This window comes from Streptomyces cynarae, from assembly GCF_025642135.1.
Taxonomy (GTDB): domain Bacteria; phylum Actinomycetota; class Actinomycetes; order Streptomycetales; family Streptomycetaceae; genus Streptomyces; species Streptomyces cynarae.
Window position 1 is genome coordinate 949,772 of sequence record NZ_CP106793.1, and the last position, 22,852, is coordinate 972,623.

General features: G+C 71.4%; 21 protein-coding genes and 2 pseudogenes. 9 read left to right on the top strand and 14 right to left on the bottom strand.

All coding sequences use genetic code 11. The features are described 5' to 3' along the window. Positions 1-44: 44 nt before the first annotated feature. Positions 45-1,036: pseudogene (locus N8I84_RS04605) on the bottom strand (reductase); the annotation flags it as partial. A gap of 229 nt (positions 1,037-1,265) precedes the next feature. Here N8I84_RS04605 and N8I84_RS04610 point away from each other — a divergent pair. Beyond that, positions 1,266-1,544 carry a hypothetical protein gene (locus N8I84_RS04610; RefSeq protein WP_263228310.1) on the top strand — a complete coding sequence of 93 codons (279 nt, stop codon included), beginning with the start codon at positions 1,266-1,268 and terminating at the stop codon, positions 1,542-1,544. Between the two features lie 27 nt (positions 1,545-1,571). On the opposite strand, the gene N8I84_RS04615 is transcribed toward N8I84_RS04610, so the two are convergent. Then, complete coding sequence (locus N8I84_RS04615) at positions 1,572-2,084, bottom strand: GNAT family N-acetyltransferase (RefSeq protein WP_263228311.1); 513 nt, start codon at positions 2,082-2,084, stop codon at positions 1,572-1,574. A 107-nt stretch (positions 2,085-2,191) separates the two neighbouring features. On the opposite strand from N8I84_RS04615, the pseudogene N8I84_RS04620 reads away from it, so the two are divergent. Beyond that, positions 2,192-2,829, top strand: a pseudogene (locus N8I84_RS04620) (PAS domain-containing protein). Here N8I84_RS04620 and N8I84_RS04625 read toward each other — a convergent pair. Further along, positions 2,772-3,746, bottom strand: coding sequence for a DUF3626 domain-containing protein (locus N8I84_RS04625; protein ID WP_263228312.1), 975 nt, complete (start codon positions 3,744-3,746; stop codon positions 2,772-2,774). The pseudogene N8I84_RS04620 and the gene N8I84_RS04625 overlap by 58 nt on opposite strands. Positions 3,747-3,833: 87 nt before the next feature. Between N8I84_RS04625 and N8I84_RS04630 the strand changes: the two genes are divergently transcribed. The 3 genes from N8I84_RS04630 to N8I84_RS04640 all read left to right on the top strand — a co-directional run bounded on the left by N8I84_RS04630 (position 3,834) and on the right by N8I84_RS04640 (position 6,795). Beyond that, complete coding sequence (locus N8I84_RS04630; RefSeq protein WP_263228313.1) at positions 3,834-4,328, top strand: FBP domain-containing protein; 495 nt, start codon at positions 3,834-3,836, stop codon at positions 4,326-4,328. A gap of 86 nt (positions 4,329-4,414) precedes the next feature. Beyond that, complete coding sequence (locus N8I84_RS04635; protein WP_263228314.1) at positions 4,415-5,692, top strand: FUSC family protein; 1,278 nt, start codon at positions 4,415-4,417, stop codon at positions 5,690-5,692. A 35-nt stretch (positions 5,693-5,727) separates the two neighbouring features. Continuing rightward, entirely contained in the window at positions 5,728-6,795 is a 1,068-nt protein-coding gene (locus tag N8I84_RS04640) for a hypothetical protein (protein ID WP_263228315.1), read from the top strand. Positions 6,796-6,998: 203 nt separating this feature from the next. On the opposite strand, the gene N8I84_RS04645 is transcribed toward N8I84_RS04640, so the two are convergent. Together N8I84_RS04645 and N8I84_RS04650 are read right to left on the bottom strand one after the other, a co-directional pair. After that, on the bottom strand, positions 6,999-7,721 hold the full coding sequence (locus tag N8I84_RS04645; RefSeq protein WP_263228316.1) for a DUF2470 domain-containing protein: 723 nt from the start codon (positions 7,719-7,721) through the stop codon (positions 6,999-7,001). An 84-nt stretch (positions 7,722-7,805) separates the two neighbouring features. Then, positions 7,806-8,636, bottom strand: coding sequence for a pentapeptide repeat-containing protein (locus N8I84_RS04650; protein WP_263228317.1), 831 nt, complete (start codon positions 8,634-8,636; stop codon positions 7,806-7,808). Between the two features lie 235 nt (positions 8,637-8,871). Between N8I84_RS04650 and N8I84_RS04655 the strand changes: the two genes are divergently transcribed. Then, positions 8,872-9,075, top strand: a complete 204-nt coding sequence (locus N8I84_RS04655; protein ID WP_263228319.1) for a DUF5999 family protein — start codon at positions 8,872-8,874, stop codon at positions 9,073-9,075. 40 nt (positions 9,076-9,115) lie between these two features. Here N8I84_RS04655 and N8I84_RS04660 read toward each other — a convergent pair whose 3' ends face one another. Next, positions 9,116-9,859, bottom strand: coding sequence for a PIG-L deacetylase family protein (locus tag N8I84_RS04660; RefSeq protein WP_263228321.1), 744 nt, complete (start codon positions 9,857-9,859; stop codon positions 9,116-9,118). 123 nt (positions 9,860-9,982) lie between these two features. On the opposite strand from N8I84_RS04660, the gene N8I84_RS04665 reads away from it, so the two are divergent. Next, positions 9,983-10,111 carry a hypothetical protein gene (locus N8I84_RS04665; protein WP_263228322.1) on the top strand — a complete coding sequence of 43 codons (129 nt, stop codon included), beginning with the start codon at positions 9,983-9,985 and terminating at the stop codon, positions 10,109-10,111. 108 nt (positions 10,112-10,219) lie between these two features. Here the strand turns inward: N8I84_RS04665 and N8I84_RS04670 are convergent, their stop codons facing one another. From N8I84_RS04670 to N8I84_RS04705, 8 genes are all read right to left on the bottom strand, one after another. Then, the gene (locus N8I84_RS04670; RefSeq protein WP_263228323.1) at positions 10,220-11,521 is read right to left on the bottom strand and encodes an alpha/beta hydrolase; all 1,302 of its coding nucleotides are present in this window, start codon (positions 11,519-11,521) and stop codon (positions 10,220-10,222) included. 133 nt (positions 11,522-11,654) lie between these two features. Beyond that, positions 11,655-12,689, bottom strand: coding sequence for a LacI family DNA-binding transcriptional regulator (locus tag N8I84_RS04675; RefSeq protein WP_263228324.1), 1,035 nt, complete (start codon positions 12,687-12,689; stop codon positions 11,655-11,657). A gap of 79 nt (positions 12,690-12,768) precedes the next feature. Then, positions 12,769-14,181 (bottom strand): BNR repeat-containing protein, encoded by a 1,413-nt coding sequence (locus N8I84_RS04680; RefSeq protein WP_263228325.1) that lies wholly within the window; start codon positions 14,179-14,181, stop codon positions 12,769-12,771. Positions 14,182-14,198: 17 nt separating this feature from the next. After that, complete coding sequence (locus N8I84_RS04685) at positions 14,199-14,519, bottom strand: L-rhamnose mutarotase (RefSeq protein ID WP_103845436.1); 321 nt, start codon at positions 14,517-14,519, stop codon at positions 14,199-14,201. 19 nt (positions 14,520-14,538) lie between these two features. Further along, a complete protein-coding gene (gene rhaS, locus N8I84_RS04690; RefSeq protein WP_263228326.1) occupies positions 14,539-15,621 on the bottom strand; it encodes a rhamnose ABC transporter substrate-binding protein in 1,083 nt (360 codons plus the stop codon). Positions 15,622-15,651: 30 nt separating this feature from the next. Then, a complete protein-coding gene (locus tag N8I84_RS04695) occupies positions 15,652-16,641 on the bottom strand; it encodes an ABC transporter permease (protein ID WP_263228327.1) in 990 nt (329 codons plus the stop codon). Further along, entirely contained in the window at positions 16,634-17,704 is a 1,071-nt protein-coding gene (locus tag N8I84_RS04700; protein ID WP_263228328.1) for an ABC transporter permease, read from the bottom strand. Before N8I84_RS04700 ends, N8I84_RS04695 begins: the two co-directional genes overlap by 8 nt. Next, positions 17,701-19,218, bottom strand: coding sequence for a sugar ABC transporter ATP-binding protein (locus N8I84_RS04705; RefSeq protein WP_263228329.1), 1,518 nt, complete (start codon positions 19,216-19,218; stop codon positions 17,701-17,703). Before N8I84_RS04705 ends, N8I84_RS04700 begins: the two co-directional genes overlap by 4 nt. Before the next feature lie 269 nt (positions 19,219-19,487). Here N8I84_RS04705 and rhaI point away from each other — a divergent pair, with 269 nt between their 5' ends. Then, the gene (gene rhaI, locus N8I84_RS04710; RefSeq protein WP_263228330.1) at positions 19,488-20,648 is read left to right on the top strand and encodes an L-rhamnose isomerase; all 1,161 of its coding nucleotides are present in this window, start codon (positions 19,488-19,490) and stop codon (positions 20,646-20,648) included. Between the two features lie 149 nt (positions 20,649-20,797). Beyond that, positions 20,798-22,837, top strand: a complete 2,040-nt coding sequence (locus tag N8I84_RS04715) for a bifunctional aldolase/short-chain dehydrogenase (protein WP_263228331.1) — start codon at positions 20,798-20,800, stop codon at positions 22,835-22,837. The last annotated feature ends 15 nt before the right edge of the window (positions 22,838-22,852 follow it).

A 22,852-nucleotide genomic window follows, 5' to 3' on the forward strand; every position in this document is an offset into this window, starting at 1 on the left:
GGGCGGGGCCACGACAGCCCCGCGGCGGCCGCCCTTCGGTGCCGTCATCCGGCCGCGTACACGTCCTCGACATAGCGCCCCGACGCGATCAGCTCGCCCAGCCACCGTCCGGAGTCCCCGTCCGGCACCCGCTCGGCGTGCAGTGCCGGAACGCGTCGCGCACGCCCGGAGCCATACGGGAGCCGTCCCCGCACACGTACACGCGGGCCCCGGCATCGAGCAGCCGCCACACCTCGTCGGCCTCGGCGGCGATGCGGTGCTGGACGAAGGACACCCCGTCGACGGGCGCCGCGCTGAACGCGGGGCGCAGCGAGACCGCACCGGCGGCCTCGGCGGCCCGCAGCTCCTCGGCGTGCAGGAAGTCCGCGTCCGGCGCGTCGCATCCGAGGTAGCAGACGGCCGGGGCGAGCCGGGCGCCCTCGGTCAGCGCCCGCACCCGGTCCGCGATCGCACCGCGGAACGGGGCGAGTCCGGTACCGGCCCCGACCATGACGACCGGGCCCGAGTGGTCGACCCGGAAGGCCTCACGGCAGGGCTGAATGCGTGCCAGGACGGTGTCGCCGGGCTCGACCGTGGCGAGGTGTCCGGAGCCGGCGCCCCGGTAGGTCCCGTTCCCGGAACGGGCCGGGGCCTCGAGGAGCGAGACCATGAGGTCGATGTGGCCGGGGTCGGCCGCGGGCGAGGAGGACACCCAGTAGTGCCGCGGGCGCAGCGGCGTGAGCAGGTCGAGCAGCGTCGGCCAGTCGAGGGCACCACGCAGGGCCGGGTACGCCTCGATGACCTCGACGAGTGTGCGCGGGTCGTCGGTGAGGGCCGCCAGCGCGGCACGTTCGGGAGGGCACGGGTTGGCGGCGGCGAACACGGCCAGCTGGTCGGCGTTCGGACGCTCCAGCAATTCCACGTGGTGAGTGAGGAGCTGACGTACCGTCAACGGCCGGTCCACGGCCAGGCCGTCACGGCGTGGCCGGGCCGTGCGGACGTCCAGGACCGTGTCCGGGTCCACGCCGAGCGCGGCGGCGGCCCGCTCGACGAGCGCCTTGCGCGGTACGGAACTCCTGCCACCAGCTTGGTCGCCGGTCGCGGGACGTTCGTGCCGTGCGACTACATGAATCCGCAGTGGAAAGGGCCGGCCGGGCCTTGCCAAGCCGGCCGTGGTGTGCAAGACGGCGTTGCCGGACAGCACCTAGGGCCGACCGGTCGATCTCGGTTCTCTCATGCGGGTCGCGGGACCCGGCCCCCTGCGCGCGCGCCTAGGATCCGAGGCCGTGGCGAAGACGTTTGAAGAAATCGTGGAGATGCAGCGCGCGGCGAAAGAGGCCCAGGTGCGGACCGCCGAACTGCGCGAGAAGTACGGCCCGCCCGCCGCCACGGCGTGGACCAAGCAGCAGACCGACACTTACGAGACCGCGTGGCGCGCCTGGCGCGACCTCGATCGGGACCTTCAGGCCGAGCTCACCGACTACGCGAAGTCCCACGGCCGGACGCGCGCCGATGTCGAGGCGGAGGTGCTGGCCCAGGCGGAGGAACCGCCTGGGAGCGCCTAGGACAGGCCGTGGCGGCCCGGCCTGCTGTCAGGTGCGGGCGAGGTCGATCCGCCAGTCGTTGGATCTGGCCCACTGCCCCTTGGGGTACTCGAAGTCGACCTGTCCGAGCAGCTCGAAGCCGGCCTTGCGGCAGACCACGTTGGAGGCGGGGTGGTCCATTCTCGGGAACGCGTGCAGATACCGGTGGGTCCCGGTGGCTCGCGCCGCCTCGACGACCGCGCGGGCCGCCCGGGCGGCGAGGCCCAGTCCCTGGAACTCGGGCAGCACGCCCCACCCGGTCTCCCACACCGTTGCGTCACGCCACGACCGCTCCCAGAAGCCGATCGACCCCACCGTCTCGCCAGTGTCCGCCAGCGTGACCCGGTACATCCGGCCCGCTTCGATGGCGAGGTAGCGCCGGTGCCGCACGGCGAGTCGCTCCTCGGTCTCGGGGCCGCCCAAGTGCTCCGTCATCTCCGGACTGTTGGTCCTGCGCAGCAGCCAGAAGTCGTCCTCGGCCCAGGGCTCGAGCCGCACCTGGCGATCGTTCGTGGTGTCCATGGCGCTCACCCTAGGGCCGGGGTCTGACAACGGCCCCGCGCCTACCCGGGGGCACGCCTCTGACCTGGGCGTCTATCGTTGATCGCGGAACGTGGTGAGGGGGCGTGATGGACTCGGAACCTCAGGCCGCGGTGGTGTGGCGGAACCGGGCGCTGACGCTCTTCGACCAGATCCCGATGCCGGTCGCGGTGTGCGACGTGCATGGGGCGATCGTGCTGGCCAATCCGGCGATGGCCACCGAGTGGGGTGCGACACCGGGAGGTCTGCGCGGGCGGAACGTACTGGACCGGTTCCGTCCGCAGGAGCCGACCCAGATCGAGCGCATCGCGCAGGCACTGCGGTTACGGCACCGTTCGCGCTGTCCGGTGTCGGTGTCCTGGGATGCCGCCGACGGAGTGCGGCGCCAGGGCGAGCTGACCGCCGACCCGGTCAGCGACTCGGTCGAGGCGATGCCCGCGCTGCTGGTCCTGGTACGCGTGCTGGGCGAGTGCCCGGAACCGGGCCGGGCGGCCGCCGCCGCTCCCGCCGGCCCCGCCGAGGCCCGCATCCTGGCGCTGCCGCCGGGGGCGCCACCACGGCCCGGGCGGCGCGCGAGACCGGGCTAACGGTCGACGGCGTCACCTACCATCTGCGGCGTCTGTCGCAGCGGTGGGGCGCGGCGAACCGTACGGAGCTTGTGGCGCGCGCCTACGCGCTGGGCGCGCTCGTGCCCGGGGTGTGGCCGCCGGAGGCGGCCGGCTGCTGAGCCGCGGGCCGCGCCGCACCGCCGTCCGTCCCGGCCGGACGGGCCGTCCCGGCCCCCTCCGGCGCGCCGAAGCGCGCCAGGCAGTGCCACACCATCTTCAGGTCCTGCGTCACGTACCGGCCCGTGCGCACGGCGTCACCGACGATCCTCGGATCGAGGCAGCCGTCCTCAGCGATCCGCTCCCCCAACTCGACGTACTGAGCGCCGCGGTAGTCCGCGTGCCGGCGCAGCTCCGCGACGGAGAGCCGGTAGCCGGGGTGCCACTCCACGGCGCACGGCAGCCGGCGGGCGGCGGCCTCGACGGGGGTGCCGCGGTAGCTCGCGTCCAGGACCAGGGCCTCCACGTCCCGCTCCAGCAGGACCGGACCGTGCACATGGGCCTCGATGTAGTCGTTGAGGGCGTCCTGGCGGTCGGCCTCGGCCAGCTCGACGAGGTGCATGGCCGCGGCCACCCCGAAGTGGCACGGCTCGGCCGCGCTGTCCGGGTAGCAGAACGTGGCCCGCTCCAGCGTGGCGGCGGTGAGCCGGAAGTGCGAGGAGCCGAAGCGGGGCGCCGCCCCGACCACCTGACGGCGGAAGTTCAGCGCGCCGTACACCGGCCGCTGATGCGCGGGCCCGGTGTCGTAGGCGCCGCCGAAGATCCGGCTCTCCCAGCGCCAGCGGTCACCGCCGGGGTGGGCGGTGAGCCCGCCGTTGCTGGTGCCGGTGACGAACTGCGAGCGGTATGCGCCGTCCGCGGCCAGCGCCCGCAGGATCGGCCGGCCGCCGCGCACGAGCCGGTCGGGATGGAAGTTGAGGGTCAGCCGCAGGTCCCGGGGTACCGGGGGACCCGAGGAGAGAGCCGTGACGTGCCGCAGCGCCCGTTCGGCCGCCGTACCGGCAGCGGATCCGGCTCGCTCGTCTCCCCTGAAATCCATTGGCCACCCCCGATGGAACCGACTACTTTAGGCAAAAACCTAGGACCCCTAGGCTGCCAGGCTTCCGTACCCGAGCAAGGACTCCTCATGAGATCGCTCACCGAGCAGGACATCCGCAACTCCTTTATCAACTGCTCGAAGGGAGAGGCGAAACGCCTGGCGATACCCCGCGACCTCGGCGAACGCCCCTGGGACGACCTGGACTTCCTGGGCTGGCGGGATCCGGGGGCACCCGATCGCAGCTATCTGGTCGTCGAACGCGCCGACCGGCTCGTCGGCGTCGCGCTGCGCTTCCCGTCCTCGCAGCGCGGCTTCCTGCACCGCAGCATGTGCTCGCTGTGCCTGACCACCCACCCGGGCAACGGCGTGTCCCTGATGACGGCCCGGAAGGCGGGCGCGGCCGGCCGCGAGGGCAACTCGGTCGGCGTGTACATGTGTACCGACCTCGCGTGTTCCCTGTACGTGCGCGGAAAGAAGGTGCCCGAAGCCGGGGGCCGCTTCCAGGAGAGCCTCACGGAGGAGGAGCAGATCGCCCGGATGATGGCCAACCTCTCCGCCTTCCTGGACAAACTGGGCACCTGAGCGCGCGCTGCGGTAGCCCCCGGGCGACGCCTGCGGTGCCTGTTGTGTACGTTCGGAGCCTGGGTGCCAAGGGAAAGGCGTTGGGGATGCGAGATGTCCGTGATGCCTGGGCGCAGGCCGCCGCCCGGATCGCCAGGTGGCGACAGGAGCCCGAGGTCGTCCAGGCAGTGCGTTCGACGGCGGCCGCGACCGTCGCGTATGTCGTCGCCCTGCGCCTGAGCCCTGAGCCGGCCCCCCTGACCGCGCCCCTGACCGCGCTCCTCGTCGTACAGGTGACGCTGTACGCGACGCTCACCACCGGTGTGCGCCGGGTGAACTCCGTGGTGGCCGGGGTCGTCATCGCGATCGCCTTCAGCATCCTGGTGGGCCTGACCTGGTGGAGCCTCGCCCTGATCATCCTGGCCTCGCTGGCCGTGGGGCATCTCGTACGGGTCAGGGAGTTCGTGCAGGAAGTCGCGATCAGCGGCATGCTGGTCCTCGGGGTGACCCAGGTCGGCAGCACCGCCTGGGCCCGGGTCGTGGAGACGCTCATCGGCGCGGCGGTCGGCCTCGCCACCAATCTGTTCATCGCGCCCCCGGTGTGGCTGGGGGCCGCCGAAGAGTCCATCGAGGGGCTCGCGCGCCGGATCCGCCAGCTGATGCTGCGCGTCGGGGAGGAGGCCGCGGGGCAGACGCCGGCCGCGCAGGCGGCCGCACGGCTGCACGAGGCGCGCCGACTGGACCATGACATCGTCCTGGTGGACGCCGCGCTGCGGCAGGCCGAGGACAGCCTGAAGCTCAACCCGCGAGTCCGCGAGGGCCTGCTGCACCGGATCGTGCTGCGCACCGGACTCGACACGCTGGAGATCGTGACGGTGGTGCTGCGGGTGATCTCCCGCACCCTCGCCGACCTGGCGAAGGAGCGGGAGCCCGAGCCGCTGTTCGAGTCGGAGATCGGGGCGACGCTGGACCGGCTGCTGTCGGAGATCGGCGACGCCGTGGTCAGCTTCGCGGTGCTCGTCACCACCGATGTCAGCCGCAGCGCCGAGTCCGCGGAGGCCCGGCTCACCGAGGAGCTGGTGACGGCGGGTGCGACCCGCGACAAGCTGGCCCAGCTGCTGCTGGAGGAGGTGCAACGCGACAGCCGTCAGTGGCAGTTCCACGGCGCGGTGCTGACCGAGGTCAACCGCATCCTGGACGAGCTGGACATCGAGCACCGCACCCGGCGCCTGCTGGAGGAGCTGGACCGCGGCACGCGGGAGCAGCGCGAGCGCAACCCGCGTCTGGCCAGGCTGTGGGACCTGGTGCGCGAGCCCCGGTTCACCCAGATGCGTGATCTTCGTCGGCGCCGGAACCGCACGGGGCCGCCCCGGCGTTCCAGGTAGGACGGGCCACCGGACGGGGAAAAGGGGCGGGGCACATGGGCGCGGTGCGGATCGACGGGAACCGGGTGCTGCTGCCGGGAGGTGTGCGGGTCCGCTTCATGCGGACGCTGCGGCTGCCGGAGACGGGTACGCATCCGCTGCCGCCGGGACTGGGCGAGTTCCCCGTACGCCGGGTGGAGGACTACGCGGAGACGGTGCCCGCCGAGTGGCGGGCGCGCGGCGGCGTGATGCTGCCGATGTATCTGCGCGAGGCCATGTGGCTGCATTTCACGACGTCCGAGCCCGCCGCCCTGCAGGTGGGCGCGGGCAAGGTGTGCGCGGTCTCCGGCAGGCCCTGGAGCGCGCGTCTCGGCCGGGATCCGCAGAACTACGTGGTGCTTCCGCGTCAGCCGTGGCTGGACGGGATCAATTCCGGCCGGGGGACGGTGCGCCAGTTCGTGGCGGTGCCGCTCGGGCTCGGAGCCACAGTCGAGGGCCAGGTCACCGGTGAGGAGGTCTGGGGCGGGATACAGCTGCAGGTGTTCCCGCTCAGGGAGGGGCCCCTGGCCGCGTGGCGGGAGGAGGAGCGGCGCAGGAGGGAGTCGGCCCGGCAGATCGAGCGCGCCAGGGGGACCGCAGGTCCTTACGGTGGCGCCTTGCCCGCCCCGGGGGCACCGCCGGCCCCGGGTGCCGCGTTCCCGCCGGCCATGGCCGCCGCTCCGGGCGGGCCTTTGCGCAGCGCCCCGTCGATGGGCCTCGGCGTCGGCGGTTCGATGCGCCAGGAGGTCTACCGGGACGACCGGCCGGCCGGAAGCTGGGCCGAGGAGCCGGCCGGGCGCGTGTTCGTACATCTGGTCACGCCTCCGGAGTGGCGTCGCATCACGGGCGAGGCGCCTCCGCCGTCCCCGGTGGACCGCGCGGCGTACACCGAGGCCGGGCTGCCGTGGTTCGACTACTACGACCAGGACGGCGAGGATCTCGCGCCCACGGACACCCTGGGCGGCATCAAGCCGGTCGGCGACTGGCTCGGCGACGACCACACGCCGTGGCAACAGCCCTCGCCGCACCAGGTGAAGCCTCTCGGTGACGCGCCGGGGAAGCCGGTGCAGGACGGCGACTGGTGACTGCCCCTGTCCGGGCGGCGGATGATGCACAACCGGACCGGTGCGCTTGCCACTGCTGACCGTCCCGGTCCGGGCGGCGGATGGTGTGCCCAACCCGATCGGCGTGCTTGCCGGGTGCACGCTCGGCGAGCGCGCCCCGAGGCCGCGTCTTCCCCGTCGACGGTGTGAGCGGTGAACTGCGGCTTGCCGTGGAGCCGTTTGCCTCACCGGTCGCCGTCCGTGCGCTGCCGCAGCAGTGCGCGCGGGCAGGTGCGGGCGGCCTGCGCGAGCAGGGCGTGCATGCGTTCGGCGAGCTGCGGGACCGTGTCCGCGGGCTCGGGGAACGGCAGGCGTACGTCGCCGTGGTCGCGGGCCCGCTCGATGCGCAGCGTCAGCCCGTGCCGGTCGACGGCGAGCGGCTGGACACGTACGGCGCCGTGCAGGCTGCCCGGATCGACGAGCCGGGTCAGCCGCTGGACGGCGTCCGGGTGGGCGTCGGCGAGGTGGGTGAGCAGGCGGGCCTCGGCGGCGACGAGCGGATCGGGCTCGGCACTCGCGTACTCGTCGAGGTCGACGACGACCACTCCGTTCGCCCGGCGCAGAGCGATGCGCGTCGGCCGCAGGGCGAGTTGGTCCCCCTCGGGCTCGACCTCGCCTGCGAGCCACAGCCGGGCGCGGATCCGGGACCGTACGGGAACGGGCGCGACATCGGCGAACTCCAGGACCACGGACGGCTCTCCCCGGGGAGCGCACAGGGCGGCCGTGGGCAGTGCGCTGCCTGCGGGCGGGCACAGCAGCACCCGGCCGTCGGCGGCGACGGAGTGTGCGCCGGTGAACTCCTCCCGTCCGTCCCGCGCGGTCACGGAGCAGGACCATGCTGCGGCGAGCACCGAACGGGCACGCTCCGCTGCGACCGGCGCGGCCGTCCAGGCGTGACGGTGACCCATCCCGAACCTCCTTAGGTTAGCCTTGCCTAACCTATCGGAGATCGGGGTGTGCGCCAACCGGGCCCCGGGTTCATCACGGAAGCGTCAGAGGTGCGCCGTCCAGTGGGCGGGGCGCGTGACGGACGCCGGGAGCCTGGTGCCCGCGCTCCCCCGCGCCGCGTTGATCTGCGGCTGGGTCAGAAAGAAGGCGTCGGTCAGATCGGCGTCCGTGAGGTCCGCGTCCCGCATATCGGCGCCGATCAGATCCGCGTGGCGCAGGTCGGCGCCCGTGAGGTCGGCGGCTATCAGGCAGGCGCCCCGCAGACTGGCACCGCGCAGGTCGGCTCCCCTCAGACGCGCGCCGATGAGATCCGCGCCCCGCCGGTCCTTCGTGCGGCGGCCGGTCCCTGCACGGACCAGCTCACTGGTGCGCAGCAGCAGCACGTTGACCTCCTGCCGGTGCGCGCCCACATCCAATTCGCCGAGTTCCTCGGGGGTCCGGAGGGTCAGCCGCTCGGTCTCCTCCAGCATGCGGCGCAGATCGGCGTGGACCGGGCGGGCCGCGGGGAGGGTGAGCGCCTCGCTCAGGTACCGGAGCAGCTCCTGGAGTTGCCGCACGACGGGGAACACGGCGAACATCCGCCGGGCGTGCTCCCGGTCGCCCGAGCGCCAGTCCCGCCCGCCGAAGGTGATCTGCGAGACCTTCTGCCCGGCACCGAAGCAGTCGTAGACCGTGCAGCCGGTGAAGCCACGCTGCCGCAGGTCGGAGTGGACACCGCAGCGGAAGTCGCCCTGGAGGTTGTGGCAGGGCGTTCCGGCGTCCTTGTCGACCGCGAAGTCGGCGGAGCGGGCGAAGGGCAGCGCGACACAGCACAGGGCGAAGCAGGAGCCGCAGTCGCCGCGCAGGTCGGAAGGATCGGTGGAGGGTGCGTGCATGACGTCACCCTAATCGGGGGTTCTGTGCCGGGACCGGCACCCGCCCGGTCGCCGGTGAGTGGCCGTGGGGACACGGCGCACGTACGGTCGCCTCATGGACAGCACGGCAACGGAGCACCACGGGGCCGGGAAAGCTCACCGTTGAGTTTCCCGGTCTGTGGGGGTCCTCTCACTCGTACGAAAACAAACTCCGCTACCACAGAGGCAGATCTCGTACGACCCCTGGAGAGACGTCATGTGCACGCACCGGCCCGAGTGCCCGTCGGCCGACCGCCCCGACCACGACGCGGCGGTCATCGTCTCCGCCCACCCCGAACAGGGGTGGTACCGGCTGTGCAACGGCACCATCGTCTTCGACGACACCGGCGAACTGCTGCCGGACGGACGGGCGGTGGCACCGCAGCGCACGACCGGCAGAGTGGACGGGGTGAACGTCTGAGTGGCCGTAGCCCACTGCTCAGCGACCGGAGCAGGGCGGGCTAACGGCCGAACAGCTCGAAGGCCACGGCCGGTGTCCCGCCGAACCGCTCCCCCGCGGCCTCGGTCTGGGCGGTGAGGAAGGACCGGGCGTAGGTCTCCGGGTCCTCGTCGGTCAACGCCTCGATGTAGGTGCGGTGTCGGAGGAGTGACCGCACCGCGCGTTCGAGCCCCGCTGTCGCGTCCACGGCGTGCGTGGGCTGCGCGGAACCGGCGACGGCAACCCACCGAACGCCGTTCCAGGGCTCCAGTCCGCGCTCGGTGAGCTCGGGGAAGATCCACCGGTTGCCGGCGTCCGCGGCCGCGTCCAGGGTGGCGCGTCCCACGGCCACGTGGTCCGGGGTGTTCCAGGCGACCCCGCCCCAGGTGTCGCGGTGGTTGAGGGTGATGACCAGTTCCGGGCGGTGACGGCGGATCGCCGCCGCGATGTCCCGGCGCAGCGGGACCCCGTACTCGACGACCCCGTCCCGGTGGTCCAGGAACTCCACCGTGGACACGCCGACCACCGCGGCGCTCGCCCGCTGCTCCCGCTCCCGCAGCGGTCCGCACGCGGAAGGCTCCAGCGAGTCGATCCCGGCCTCACCTCGGGTGGCGAGGAGATAAGCGACCTCGCGGCCGCCGTCGGTCCACCCGGCGACGGCCGCCGCGCATCCGTACTCGAGGTCGTCGGGGTGGGCGACGACGGCGAGGGCGCGCCGCCAGTCGTCCGGCATGGCTTTGAGCTGCTCGTTCCGTGGCGCGGTCATGACCGCAGGGTAGCGCCGCTCTCCTCAGCGCCCTCGGGCGAGGTTGAAGTGGGCGAGGCCGCCCGTCGACCGGTTCACCCCGACCCGCCCGCGCGGCGGCCGCTGACCTGTCCACCGCAGGGGGTGTTGCCGGCACCGGACGCCGACCCGCTGCGCGACATCCGCAACACGCGGCGGCTCCACGGCGTGGTGGTGGACGGCCGCTGGATCGACCGCCCGGAGCGGGAACGGACTGCCGGCCGCCGTGCGTGAGGCGGCCTCGCAGGCCGCGCCACCGCAGGAGGGGCGGCGGCCGCCACGCGGGGGTGTGGATGCGGCGGGCAGCCGTGACCGGTGCGGCCGCGGACGCCCCGGGGGGCGTCAGACCTCGTCCCGCGCCAGCGCCAGCAGGCGGTCCAGGACGCGGGGACCGCCCGCACGGACACCGTCGTGTTCGAACTCGTCCGTCACCCAGGTGCGCAGGCCACGGATCGCCCGGGCGGTGTCCAGCGCGTGGCCGGTGTCGACGTACATGTCGTCGTGGTAGATCGCCGCGGCCACCGGCACCTCGTTGGCGGCGAGACGGGCGCGGTCGTACAGCGGTGTCCAGTCGGTGCGCTCGGCGAGCAGGTGGGCGGTGTCACGCAGCGGGCGCAGCGCCGGGTCGGTGTCGAACATCCACGGGTGCACGGACTCCCCCGTGAACAGCACCGGCCCGTCGCCCGTGAGCGCCTTCCCCGCGTCGAACTGCGGGAACTCGGCCCGCACGCGCTCCGCCGACCACGCGGTGGGGCGCTCGTCCTGGCCGTAGATCGCCTCGTGGACCAGCGCGTACAGAGGGTGGCCCGCGAACGACAGCAGGTGGTGGACCTCCTCCTGGAAGGCGTCGGAGAGCTCGAGGCCCTGCGGGGTGCGGACGAAGGCGTCCTCGAGGAGGAAGTGCAGGCGGTGGCTGCCCTCGCTGCCGCCGAGCAGGATGCCGAGTGACTGGAACGCCTCCACGGTGAGCCGGTAGCCGCCGTTCAGGACCGGCTCGTGTCGCAGCAGGTACTCGGCGATACGGCGGACGCGCTCGACGTCCTGCGGGTAGCGGGCGTAGTGGGCGGCGACCTTGCGTTCGATACGCGGGTAGGCGGCCCGGTAGACGTCGTCGGCGTGCGCGTCGAGGGCGGGCAGGCCGCCGGTGATCAGTGCGGCGCGCAGCCCTTCGGGGGCCGTCGACAGGTAGGCGACGGTGCAGAAGCCGCCGAAGCTCTGCCCGAGGACCGTCCAGGGGGCGCCGCCGGTGACCTGGGGGCGGATCGCCTCGCAGTCGCGGACGATGGAGTCGGCGCGGAAGTGGGTGAGGTAGTCGGCCTGTTCGCGGGGGCCGCCGCGCAGCGGGAGGGTCTGCCGGTTGGCGGGTGTGGAGGCGCCGGTGCCGCGCTGGTCGAGCAGCAGGACGCGGAACTCCTCGAGGGCGCGGCCGAGCCAGGCCTGCTTGCCGATGAAGCGGTGCGCGCCGAAGCCGGGCCCGCCCTGGAGGTAGAGCAGCCAGGGCAGGTCGTCGTCCGCCTTGTCGCTCGCCACCACCTCCCGCGCGTACAGCTCGATGGTCTCGCCGTCGGCGTCGTCGTGGTCCAGGGGCACGGTGAAGCGGCGGTCGGTGAGGACGATGCCGGGCTGGCGGTAGCTGTGGGTCAAGGGGGCTCCCCGGGACGGACGAATTCCAGGCCGCGTCCCAGTCCAGCACATGGTCGCGGGGCGCGGGCGCCCGGGATCAAGAAATCCGTACTGACCGGTCGTTCAGCCGGTTTCCCGGGGCACCCGGTGCCGGTCAGCGCGCGGACAGGCTGGAGTTGCGCACCACCAGCTCCGGCTGGAGCACGACCCGCCGGTGTTCGTGCGGGCGAGCGGTCGACTCGGCCGCCTCGGCCTCGGTCTCCTCCAGGAGGAGTTCGGCGGCGAGGGCGCCCATGGTGACGGCCGGCTGCCGTACGGAGGTGAGCGGCACCGCGGCGGCCGCGGCGAACTCGATGTCGTCGTAGCCGACGATCGCGAGGTCGTCGGGAACGCTGACCCCGGCTGCGAACATGGCCTGCAGGACACCGAGGGCGAGCAGGTCGTTGGCGCAGAAGACGGCCGTCGGACGGTGTGCGAGCCCGAGGAGCCGGGCACCGGCGTCCCGGCCCGCGGCGACGTCGAGCCGCTCGGTCGGCAGTTCCCGCAGCGCCTCGGGGCCCAGCCCGGCCTCGGCCAGCGCGTTCAGGGCGCCGGTGCGGCGGTCCCTGACCTGGTTGAGGCCGGGCGGCCCGCTGACGTATGCGATGAAGCGGTGCCCGGCGTCGAGGAGGTGCCGCACGGCCAGGGCGCCGCCCGCCACGTCGTCGACCGACACCGAGCACTCGGTGGTGCCCTCGGCGACCCGGTCCACGAGCACGAACGGGATGCCGTGGCGACGGAACGTCTCGATGTTCCGTCCGGTCGCGTCGGCGGGGGTGAGCAGCACGCCGCGCACCCGTTGCTCGGCGAAGAGCGCCAGGTACTCGGCCTCCTCGGCGGCGCTCTGCGCACTGTTGCAGACCATCACGCCGAGCCCGGCGTTCCGGGCGGCCCGCTCGGCGCCACGGGCCACGTCCACGAAGAACGGGTTGCCCATGTCGAGGACGAGCAGGCCCATGATCCGGCTCCGCCCGGCCCGCAGCTGCCGTGCCGACTCGCTGCGGACGTAGCCGAGCCGGTCTATCACGGACAGCACGCGGGCGCGCGTCTCGGAGGCGACGGACTCGGGACGGTTGATGACGTTCGAGACCGTGCCCACAGAGACTCCGGCGGCGCGGGCGACGTCCTTGATACCCACCGACTGGGCCATCAGGCGGGGACCTCCAGGGAGACGAGGGGCGGCGGGGCGGGCTTCACACTATCGTCACCGCCCCGCACGGCGGATCCGGTCACGCGGGCAGGGCGAAGTCGACGACGTGGAGCGCCGAGGGTGTCGTACCACTGGACTTCTCCTGGTACATGAAGGACAGGGTGTTGTCCGCCTTCACCCGCATCTCGTCGATCACGACCTCGCCGAAGGCGTTCAGGCCGCTGCCGTCGTAGAGCAGCGTCCAGTCCGTGTAGCCGGAGGACTTCGACGCGCCGGCGATGCGCCCGTAGGGGAAGACGGCGTAGGCGTTGTCGTACTTGTCGAGGACCAGCTTGGTGCGCTGGCTGGAGTTCAGCGGGACCGGGATCTCGGTCTTCTGCCAGGTGCCGGAGGAGTTCTTGCGGACGTGGAAGGCGCGGCCGTTCGCGGTGCGGTCGGCGACGTAGTCCGTGGTGCACTGGCCGAAGCGGCCGGGGACGTAGCTGATGATCGCGTGCGGCAGGCCGGTGGAGTCGGTGAACTGGCTCTCCTGGTTCATCAGGGAGTGGTCGGGGTTGAGGGGGTCCACGACGAGACCTGCGTCGGTGACGGCGACCGTGTCGGAGGTGCCGGTGGTGGCGACGAGCGCGCCCGCGTCGTTGCGCCAGGTGCGGCCGCGGTCGGTGGAGTGGACGTAGCCGGTGTCGTGGTTGGTGATGCCCCCGCTGGAGCACATCACGGCGGCGTTCTGCTCGCGCCAGGTGAAGAAGGCGTGCAGGCGGCCGTTCACGTCGTAGTCGATGCCGTGCAGGTACATGTTGCGGGCGGTACTGGAGCCGTGCGAGCTGGTGTAGGTGCCGGTCGAGCTGCTCCACTCACCGAGCGCCTTCCAGGACGAACCGTCGTACTCGGCGAGGGCGTTGCGGCCGTTGCCGGAAATCCCGACCCGGTAGCTCAGTTGCAGCTTGCCCTCGGGGGTGGAGACGAACTGCGGGTAGGTGAACTGCGAGGTGAGGGCGAGTCCGTCGAGGGACGTCTGGACGGCACCGAAGACGGACGAGGTCCAGGCGGTGGTGCCGGGGTTGTCCATCAGCCCGGCGACGGACTTCACGTAGAAGTAGCCGTCACTGTGCGAGTCCATGTTGAGGTGCAGACGGCCGTCGATCTCGGAGACGCCCAGGGAGATGACGTTGTGGGAGTCGTCGCTCTTGAGCTGGTGGGACAGGGTGACCGTGGACCAGGTGCTCGCCCCGAGCTTGCGGCGGGCGACCACGGCGTTGCGGGTGGAGGTGTACCAGGCGGCGTACTGGTAGCCCTGGTAGGTGAGCAGGCCGTTCTTCTGGAAGGAGTTGTTGTTGACCAGGCCGTCGTACGACACGAAGTAGATCGCCTGGCTGTCGAGTGTGGTGGTGCCGGTCCTGGTGACCGAGGGGCCGGGGGTCGCCGCCTGCGCCCTCCCCGGAGCCACCACGGCGCTCAGCAGGGCGGTCGCCAGCACGGTGCGTCGTCTCATGGGTGCGTCTCCCGGGTTCAGGCGAGGTGGAACACTTCGGTGAGGGGTTTCATGGCCTCGTCGGGCCGGGCGCCGTCCAGCGACTCGAAGAACGGCGCCATCTCGGCCTGCCAGCGGGCGTTGACCTCGGTCGCCTCCATGCCGGCCAGGGCGGCTTCGAAGTCCTCGGTCTCCAGGTAGCCGACGAGCAGGCCGTCGTCCCTCAGGAAGAGGGAGTAGTTGTGCCAGCCGGTGGCCGAGAGTGCTTGGAGCATCTCCGGCCACACGGCGGCGTGGCGTTCGCGGTACTCGGCGATCCGGTCCTCACGGACCTTGAGCAGGAAACAGACGCGCTGCATGAAGTACCGCTCCCCGATGTCAGAAGTTGAACTGGTCGATGTTCTTGCTGTCGAACACGGTCGGCTTGCCGAGGTTGATCACGCCGTCCTTGCCGATGGTGTACGTGGTGTCGCCGGCCTTGAAGGTCTCGCCCTCCTTGCCGGTGATCTGGCCGGAGGCCAGGGCGACCGCGGTGCGGGCGGCCAGGTCGCCGAGCTTGGCCGGGTCCCACAGCTCGAACGCCTCGACGGTGCCGTTCTTGACGTACTGGCGCATGTCGTTCGGGGTGCCGAGGCCGGTCAGCTTGACCTTGCCCTTGTACTTGGAGCCGGACAGGTACTGAGCGGCCGCCTTGATGCCGACGGTGGTCGGGGAGATGATCCCCTTCAGGTTCGGGTACTGCTGGAGCAGGCCCTGGGTCTGCTGGAAGGACTGCTGGGCGTCGTCGTTGCCGTAGGCGATCTTGACGAGCTTGACGTCCTTGTACTTGGGGTCCTTCAGCTCGTCCTTCATGTAGCCGATCCAGGTGTTCTGGTTCGTCGCGGTCTGCGCGGCGGACAGAATCGCGATCTCGCCCTTGTAGCCGATCTGCTGGGCGAGCAGCTGCACCTCGGTGCGGCCCAGGTCCTCGGCGGAGGCCTGCGAGACGAAGGCGTTGCGGCAGTCGGGCTTGGTGTCGGAGTCGTAGGTGACGACCTTGATGCCGTTGCTCATGGCCTGCTTGAGCGCGGTGCACAGGGCGCCCGGGTCCTGCGCGGACACGGCCATCGCGTTGACCTGCTGCTGGGTGAGCGTGTTGACGTAGGAGACCTGTCCGCTGGTGTCGGTGGCGCTGGACGGGCCGACCTCCTTGTACTTCGAGCCCAGCTCCTCCAGGGCCTTCTTGCCGCCGTTGTCGGCGGAGGTGAAGTACGGGTTGTTGACCTGCTTGGGCAGGAAGCCGACGGTGAGGCCCTTCTTGGTCGCGGCGTTCGGGTTCGCCTTGGCACCCGAGTCGGCGGGGGCGGCGCTCTCGCTCGCGACGTCCTTCTTGGTGGTGCCGCCGCAGGCGGTCGCGGCGAGCGCGAGGGAGGTGACCGCGGCGAGCGCCGCGCAGGTGCGGCGGAGGGATGACTTGCGCATGGCGAGGTTCCTTTACGAGGTGAGCGGAGGTTACGAGGCCGGAGTCGAGGCGGCTCTGCGGCCCGCCCTCGCTACCGAGATCTGGCGCGCGACCCGGGGGCCGAGCACGGAGACGACGAGCAGGACGCCGGTGACGACGATCTGCGACTGTGCGGAGACGTTGACGAGACTCATCACGTTCTGCAGGGCGCCCAGCAGGAACACTCCCGCGATGGCGCCGCCGAGCGTGCCCTTGCCGCCGTCGAAGTCGATGCCGCCGAGCAGGACGGCCGCGACGACGGAGAGTTCGAGTCCGGTGGCGTTGTCGTAGCGGGCGCTGGCGTAGTGCAGCGCCCAGAAGACGCCGGTGAGGGAGGCCATGAAGCCGGTCGCCGTGAACAGGATCAGCTTGGCGCGCTTGACCCGGATGCCGGCGAACCGTGCCGCCTCCTCGCTGGCGCCGACGGCGAACAGCGAGCGGCCGAACGGGGTGGCGTGCAGGACGACCACGGCGATCGCGAGCAGCACCAGGAAGGGCAGGAACGCCTGCGGGAGGAAGCTTTCGCCGATGCGTCCGGCCGCGAAGTTCAGGTACTGGGTCGGGAAGTCGGTCACCGCGTCGGAGCCGAGCACGATCTGTGCGATGCCCCGGTAGGCGGCGAGGGTGCCGATGGTGACGGCCAGGGAGGGCAGTCCGAGGCGGGTGACCAGCAGGCCGTTGACCAGCCCGCACACCACGCCGAGGAGGAGGCAGAGCGGGATGATCGTCTCGATCGCCATGCCGTCGTTCCACAGTTTGCCCATCACCGCGCCCGACAGCCCGGCCGTGGAGGCGACGGACAGGTCGATCTCGCCCGCGACCACGAGCAGGGTCATGGGCAGCGCGATCAGCGCGATCGGCAGGGTGTTGCCGATCAGGAACGACAGGTTGAGGGCGTTGCCGAAGCCGTCGACGAAACCGAACGACAGCAGCAGGAGGACGACGAGGAGGGCGCCGACGACCGTGTCCCAGCGGATCGCGCGCGTCAAGGAGTCAGGCATGGCGGGCGTTCTCCTTCTTCAGGGCCGTCTTCTTCGCGGTCGTCTTCTTCAGGGCGGAGGCCACCCGCAGCGCGACGATCCGGTCGACCGCGATGGCGAGCAGGAGCAGGACGCCGTTGATGGCGAGCACCCATACGGAGCTGACGCCGAGGGCGGGCAGCACGCTGTTGATGGAGGTCAGCAGCAGGGCGCCGAGGGCCGCGCCGTAGACGCTGCCGGAGCCGCCGGTGAAGACCACGCCGCCGACCACGACGGCGCTGACGACGGTGAGTTCGTAGCCGTTGCCGGTGCCGGAGTCGACGTTGCCGAACCGGGCCAGGTACAGCGCGCCGGCGAGCCCGGCCAGGCCGCCGCAGAAGGTGTACGCGGTCAGGATCCGCTTGCGCACCGGGATGCCGGCGAGGCGGGCGGCCTCCGGGTTGGAGCCGAGCGCGTACAGTTCGCGTCCGCTGCCGAAGTGCTTGAGGTAGTACGCGGTCGCGACCAGGACGACCAGGGCGATGAGGGCCAGCCAGGGGACGGCGGAGATGCCGCCGGACCCGAAGTCGACGAACCCGCCGGGCAGGTCGGCCGCCGTGATCTGCCGCGAGCCGACCCAGATCGAGTCGATGCCGCGGATGATGTAGAGGGTGCCGAGGGTGACGACGAGCGCGGGCACCTGGCCGAGGCTGACGAGCAGCCCGTTGAGCAGACCGAAGCCGACGCCGAGCAGGATCGCCAGCACGACCCCCACGACGGGGTTGCCGCCGCCGTGCAGATACGTGCCGGTCGCGAAGGCGCTGATGCCGAGGGTGGAGCCGACCGACAGGTCGACGTTGCGGGTGATGACGACCAGGGACTGGCCGGTCGCGACCAGCACCAGGATGGTCGCGTTCAGCAGCAGGTCCTTGATGCCCTGCTCGGAGAGGAAGTCGCTGTTGCCGAGCTGGGTGACGATGATCATCACCAGGAAGACGACCAGGATGGCGAGTTCACGCATCTTGAACACGCGGTCGACCAGCCGGGTGCCGCTGGACTTCGGCATATCGGTCACGGGGGCCTCGTTGGGTGCGGTCACCGTCATGCGGCAGCCCTCCCGGTGGCTGCGGCCATCACGGTTTCCTCGGTGGCTTCGGAGCGCGGGATCTCGGCGGTGAGCCGGCCCTCGTGCATCACGAGCACGCGGTCGGCCATGCCGAGGATCTCGGGCAGGTCGGAGGAGATCATCAGGACGGCCACGCCGTCCGCGGCCAGCTCGCTGAGCAGCCGGTGCACCTCGGCCTTCGTGCCGACGTCGATGCCGCGGGTCGGCTCGTCGACGATCAGCACCTTCGGGCCGGTGGCGAGCCACTTGGCGAGGACCACCTTCTGCTGGTTGCCGCCGGACAGCGTGGAGACGGCGTCCGCGATCCGGGCGTACTTCACCTGGAGCTTGACGGCCCAGTCGAGGGAGCGGCTGCGTTCGGCGCCGCGGTCCACGAGTCCGGCCTTCACGGTCGTGCGCAGACCGGTCAGACCGATGTTGCGTTCGATGGACATGTCCATCACCAGGCCCTGGGCGCGCCGGTCCTCGGGGACCAGGGCGAGCCCGGCGGCCATGGCGGTGGAGGGCGCGCCGTTGGTGAGGGTCCTGCCGTCGACCTCGACCTCGCCCGCGTCCCAGCGGTCGATGCCGAAGACGGCACGCGCGACCTCGGTCCGGCCGGCGCCGACGAGCCCGGCGAGGCCGACGATCTCACCGCGCCGCACGTCGAACGACACGTCCGTGAAGACGCCCTCCCTGGTCAGCCGCCGTACGCTCAGCGCGACCTCCCCAGGCTCCACGTCCTGCTTGGGGTACAGCTCCTCGAGGTCGCGGCCGACCATGCGGCGGACGAGGTCGTCCTCGGTCATCCCCTCCAGCGGTTCGCTGGCGATCCAGGCGCCGTCGCGCAGGGTGGTCACCCGCTGGCAGATCTCGAAGATCTCCTCCAGCCGGTGGGAGATGAACAGCACCGCCGCGCCCTGCTCGCGCAGGGTGCGGACGACGCCGAAGAGCCGGGCCACCTCGCTGCCGGTGAGGGCCGCGGTCGGCTCGTCCATGATCAGGACGCGGGCGTCGAAGGAGAGCGCCTTGGCGATCTCCACGATCTGCTGGTCCGCGATGGACAGGCCGCGCGCCGGGCGCTCGGGGTCGAGGTCGACGCCCAGGCGTCGCATCAGGGCCGCGGTGGCCGCGTTCGTGGCCTTGTGGTCGATCCGGCCGAGGGCCTTGCGGGGCTGGCGGCCCATGAAGATGTTCTCGGCGATCGACAGGTCGGGGAAGAGGGTCGGTTCCTGGTAGATCACGGCGATACCGGCGTCCCGGGCGTCGGCCGGGCCGTGGAAGACGGTCGGCTCACCGTCGAGCAGCACCTGACCGGCATCCGGTCGGTGCACACCGGCGAGCGTCTTGATGAGGGTCGACTTGCCCGCGCCGTTCTCGCCGGCGAGGGCGTGCACCTCGCCGGGGAACAGTTCCAGGGACACGTCTCTCAGGGCGCGCACCGCGCCGAAGGACTTGGAGATGTCCCTGAGCGCCAGCACCGGGGCCGGACCCGTGTCGGACGGGTGGGTCATGGGGGCTCCTCGACGACGCCGGCAGGTCGTCCTCGCGGCGTCGTGAAAGGTTTCAACTTGGTTGCCGGGACGTTAGGCGGGCCAGCCATGTCACGTCAATGGGATCGCCTCGAAAAAATTTCGATAGCCAAAGGTCACGACGTGGTCACGGGAAGATCGACCCGCCGCGGGCCTTGACACCCCAGGTGGGGGCTCTTAGCTTCCCATCCTGAATCGTTTCACGCACGGTGTCCCCCACCGATGCCCACCGATGCCACAGGAGCCCCCAAGTGACCGAGCTCGCCGCGGTGAAGGCCGCTCTGAAGTCCCAGGCCGTCGAGACGCCGTCATGGGCGTACGGGAACTCGGGCACGCGCTTCAAGGTGTTCGCGCAAGCCGGGGTCCCCCGCGATCCCCGCGAGAAGCTGGAGGACGCGGCGAAGGTCCACGAGTTCACGGGCGTCGCGCCTACCGTGGCGCTGCACATCCCGTGGGACAAGGTGGACGACTACGCGGCGCTGGCCAAGTACGCGCAGGAGCGCGGCGTGAGGCTCGGCGCGATCAACTCCAACACCTTCCAGGACGACGACTACAAGCTGGGCAGCATCTGCCATCCGGACGCGGCGGTGCGGCGCAAGGCCGTCGATCATCTGCTGGAGTGCGTCGACATCATGGACGCCACCGGGTCGAGGGACCTGAAGCTGTGGTTCGCGGACGGCACGAACTACCCCGGGCAGGACGACATCCGTGAGCGGCAGGACCGGCTCGCGGAGGGCCTCGCCGAGGTGTACGAGCGGCTGGGCGAGGGGCAGCGGATGCTGCTGGAGTACAAGTTCTTCGAGCCGGCCTTCTACACGACGGACGTGCCGGACTGGGGGACGGCGTACGCGCACTGCCTGAAGCTGGGGCCGAAGGCGCAGGTCGTGGTGGACACGGGGCATCACGCACCGGGCACCAACATCGAGTTCATCGTGGCGACGCTGCTGCGGGAGGGCAAGCTCGGCGGGTTCGACTTCAACTCGCGGTTCTACGCCGACGACGACCTGATGGTCGGGGCAGCGGATCCGTTCCAGCTGTTCCGGATCATGTACGAGGTGGTACGCGGGGGCGGGTTCACCTCCGAGGTCGCCTTCATGCTCGACCAGTGCCACAACATCGAGGCCAAGATCCCGGCGATCATCCGCTCGGTGATGAACGTCCAGGAGGCCACGGCCAAGGCGCTGCTGGTGGACCCGGACGCGCTGGCTGCCGCGCAGCGGGCGGGGGATGTGCTGGGCGCCAACGCGGTGCTCATGGACGCGTACAACACGGACGTTCGTCCGTTGCTCCGTGAGGTGCGGGAGGAGATGGGGCTGGACCCCGACCCCATGGGGGCGTACGCCCGGTCCGGATGGGCTCAGAAGATCGTTGAGGAGCGCATGGGCGGTCAGCAGGCCGGTTGGGGTGCGTAGGCGCTGCGCTGCGTCTGCCGGGTAAGACCGTTCACAGACTGCGGGCCGGATGTGGTTGGTCGCGCCCGCGCGGCGGAGCCGCACATCGATACAGACCCGCGCCCCTATGGGGCGCGCTCCACTCACCCCTCGTCCATGAAGGACTGGATATGTCTCTCCACCCCGAAGCCGCCGCTCTTCTCGCCCGTTCCCATCGGCTGGGCTCCGATCCCCGTAACACCAACTACGCCGGCGGCAACGCCTCCGCCAAAGGCACCGACACCGATCCCGTGACCGGGGGTGATGTCGAGCTGATGTGGGTCAAGGGGTCCGGGGGTGATCTCGGGACCCTGAGCGAGGCCGGGCTGGCCGTGCTGCGGCTCGACCGGCTGCGGGCCCTCGTCGGCGTCTACCCCGGTGTCGAACGCGAGGACGAGATGGTCGCCGCGTTCGACTACTGTCTGCACGGCAAGGGCGGGGCCGCCCCCTCCATCGACACCGCCATGCACGGTCTCGTCGACGCTCCGCACGTCGACCACCTCCACCCCGACTCCGGTATCGCGCTCGCCTGCGCGGCCGACGGGGAGAAGCTGACCGCCGAGTGCTTCGGCGACACCGTGGTGTGGGTGCCGTGGCGGCGGCCCGGGTTCCAGCTCGGGCTGGACATCGCCGCGATCAAGGAGGCCAACCCGCAGGCCATCGGCTGCATCCTGGGCGGGCACGGGATCACTGCCTGGGGAGCCACCTCGCAGGAGTGCGAGCGCAACTCGCTGCACATCATCCGCACCGCCGAGGCCTTCCTCGCCGAGCGCGGCAGGCCCGAGCCGTTCGGGCCGGTGATCGAGGGGTACGAGGCCCTGCCCGAGGCCGAGCGCCGGGAGCGGGCCGCGGCCCTCGCTCCGCACATCCGGGCGATCGCCTCCGAGGACAAGCCGCAGGTCGGGCACTTCACCGACTCCGAGGTCGTCCTCGACTTCGTGGCGCGGGCCGAGCACCCTCGGCTCGCCGCCCTCGGCACCTCCTGCCCGGACCACTTCCTGCGCACCAAGGTCCGTCCGCTGGTCCTCGACCTGCCGCCGACGGCGCCGCTGGAGGAGGCCGTCACCCGGCTGAAGGAACTGCACGCCGCCTACCGCGAGGAGTACGCCGCCTACTACGAGAGGCATGCTCGACCCGACTCCCCCGCCATGCGGGGGGCCGACCCGGCGATCGTGCTCGTGCCCGGTGTCGGCATGTTCTCCTTCGGCAAGGACAAGCAGACCGCCCGCGTGGCCGGCGAGTTCTACGTCAACGCGATCAATGTGATGCGCGGCGCCGAGGCCGTGTCGACGTACGCGCCGATCGAGGAGTCAGAGAAGTTCCGCATCGAGTACTGGGCGCTGGAGGAGGCCAAGCTCCAGCGGATGCCGAAGCCCAAGCCGCTCGCCACGCGGGTGGCGCTGGTGACGGGGGCCGGCAGCGGCATCGGCAAGGCGATCGCCGGGCGGCTGGTGGCCGAGGGCGCCTGCGTCGTCGTCGCCGACCTCGACGCCGAGAACGCGGCCGCCGTGGCCGAGGAGCTGGGCGGGCCGGACAAGGCCGTCGCCGTGACGGTCGACGTCACCTCCGAGGAGCAGATCGCGGACGCCTTCAAGGCCGCCGTGCTGGCCTTCGGCGGGGTCGACCTCGTCGTCAACAACGCCGGCATCTCCATCTCCAAGCCGCTGCTGGAGACCTCCGCGAAGGACTGGGACCTCCAGCACGACATCATGGCCCGCGGCTCCTTCCTCGTCTCCCGCGAGGCCGCACGCGTGATGATCGCCCAGCAGCTGGGCGGCGACATCGTCTACATCGCCTCCAAGAACGCCGTCTTCGCCGGGCCCAACAACATCGCCTACTCCGCGACCAAGGCCGACCAGGCGCACCAGGTGCGGCTGCTGGCCGCCGAGCTGGGTGAGCACGGCATCCGCGTGAACGGGGTCAACCCGGACGGAGTGGTACGGGGGTCCGGGATCTTCGCGGGCGGCTGGGGTGCGCAGCGCGCGGCCGTGTACGGGGTGCCGGAGGAGAAGCTCGGGGAGTTCTACGCCCAGCGGACCATCCTCAAGCGGGAGGTGCTGCCGGAGCACGTCGCGAACGCCGTGTTCGCGCTGACCGGCGGGGACCTCACCCACACCACGGGACTGCACGTCCCGGTCGACGCGGGCGTCGCGGCCGCCTTCCTGCGGTGAGCGCCGTGCAGTCGT